This is a genomic window from Clostridium sp. C8 (genome assembly GCF_001010885.1).
In the GTDB taxonomy this organism is placed as follows: domain Bacteria; phylum Bacillota; class Clostridia; order Clostridiales; family Clostridiaceae; genus Clostridium; species Clostridium sartagoforme.
In genome coordinates, this window is sequence record NZ_LBMX01000093.1 from 1 (window position 1) to 2,125 (window position 2,125).

Here is a 2,125-nt window from a genome sequence, read left to right on the forward strand (position 1 = left end):
ACAATATTTTAAAACAGAGCCTTTATTTATTAAACCTCTTGTTAAATTCCAAGAGTTTTTAATACACCTTCTAAGATAACTTTACCATTCATGGTTCCATATAACCTCATATCTATAACTTGTACCGGTATTCTTCCATTAACTAAAGCATCTACTTGTGGTTTTTGGAATCTTACTTGTGGTCCAAGTAGTACTATATCTGCTTTATCTATAACACTTGAACATTCTGAAACTGGAAGTGCATCAATATTAATTTCTATTCCTTTTTCCTTTGCTGCTGCTTTCATCTTGTTTACTAATAGGCTTGTTGACATACCTGCTGCACAAACTAATAAAATATTTTTCATAATAATTCCTCCTAAAATTTATTTTTAATTATATTTAAAGCTCTTCTCCATTAGTAGCTATCACATTTTTATACCAATAAAAACTTTTCTTTTTAATACGTTTTAAATCCTTTTCATCTTTCTCATTTCTATCTATATAAACAAATCCATACCTCTTTTGATATCCATTAAGCCAGCTTAGTAAATCTGTAAATGACCATGTACAATATCCTAATAACTCTACCCCATCAGTTATAGCTTCTTTGCAAGCTATTACATGATTTCTTATAAAATTTATTCTATAATCATCATTTATACTTCCATCTTCTTCGATTTTATCAAATTCACCAAGACCATTTTCCGTTACTAATATAGGAAGCCTGTATCTACTATTAATTCTTCTTATGCCTATTCTTAATCCTGTAGGATCTATCTCCCAATCCCAGTTAGTTCTATCTAAATTTGGATTCTTTATTGTCTTAAAGCTACCTGGAATTCCATAATCTTTAGATGTTCCTTTTTTTCCTGATGTATTTATTTCTTCAAAATTACTTATACCATCTATTGAATTTGCTTCAACAGTTTCGCTTCTATAGTAATTTATACCTATAAAGTCAGGTTTTCCCCTTTCTAAAAGTTCTAAGTCTCCATCTTCAATTTCCGGAGCTATTCCTTCCTTTTCATATCTACTTAGTGCAAATGCTGGATAGTTTCCAAAACAATATACATCTAACCACCAATGACAATTCATATCTTCCGCATTTTCCCTTGCTAAAACATCTTCTGGCTTGCATGTATAAGCATAATTAGGTGTGAAAGCAAAACTTGGACCAATCATACCATTTGATACATATTGTCTAAATGACTCTATTGCTTTTGCGTTTGCTAAGCTTGCTATATGATTTGCCTTAAGCATTCTTCTATCATCTTGTACCTTTGGTGGATGTATTCCTATCTTATAGCCTAAAAGTATAAATACATTTTGTTCATTTAATGTAACCCAATATTTAACTCTATCTCCGTATCTTTTATAAAGAGTTATACAATAATTATTAAAATCATCTATTATTTCTCTAGATTCCCAGCCTCCATATAAATCCTGAAGATACTGTGGTAAATCCCAATGATATATCGTTATTATAGGCTTTATATTATTATCAATAAGTTCATCTATAAGGTTATCATAAAATTCTAATCCTTTTTCATTTATGTCTCCTCTTCCATTTGGATAGATTCTACTCCACGCTATTGAAAATCTATACGCTTTCAATCCTAACTCTTTCATTAAAGCTATATCTTCTTTATATCTTCTATAATGGTCTACTGCTACTTTACCATTTGTTCCTTCATAGGTTGTTCCAGGTAATTCACTGAATGTATCCCATATACTTAAGCCTTTTCCATCAATATTATAAGCTCCTTCAACTTGATATGCTGCAGATGCACTTCCCCATAAAAAATCACTTTTGAATTTATCAAGTTTCTTGTGAATCAATATTACCTCCTCCCTTCCTACTTCTTGATTATATTATATCTTACAAAAATATATTTGTAATCAGTTTCACCCCTTAAAAAAACACACTTTTATCTTATATAAATTGTTCCATTTATATAACAATTTGTTTTACATTTTATGGAGCTTTAAGTTCATATCTATAAATATTTTTTCTAATTTTATTTTTCAAAATTTAATATAATATTTAAATATTGTATATTTAAAGGGCATTATGTGTTAATTACTTTAATTCTGGTTAAATAAATTGTAGTAAATTGTATAAATATAGAAATTATAAGGGATA

General features: G+C 28.8%; 2 protein-coding genes. Both read right to left on the bottom strand.

Annotation, left to right across the window (positions count from 1 at the left end):
- Window positions 1–41: 41 nt before the first annotated feature.
- Complete coding sequence (locus tag AAT22_RS15250) at window positions 42–347, bottom strand: PTS sugar transporter subunit IIB (RefSeq protein ID WP_016206280.1); 306 nt, start codon at window positions 345–347, stop codon at window positions 42–44.
- Between the two features lie 34 nt (window positions 348–381).
- On the bottom strand, window positions 382–1,821 hold the full coding sequence (locus tag AAT22_RS15255) for a glycoside hydrolase family 1 protein (protein WP_047001856.1): 1,440 nt from the start codon (window positions 1,819–1,821) through the stop codon (window positions 382–384).
- Between the last annotated feature and the right edge of the window lie 304 nt (window positions 1,822–2,125).

What these genes read in the sequence shown, in the direction of transcription:
- AAT22_RS15250 (WP_016206280.1), bottom strand. Translation starts at nt 347, where the DNA reads ATGAAAAATATTTTATTAGTTTGTGCAGCAGGTATGTCAACAAGCCTA.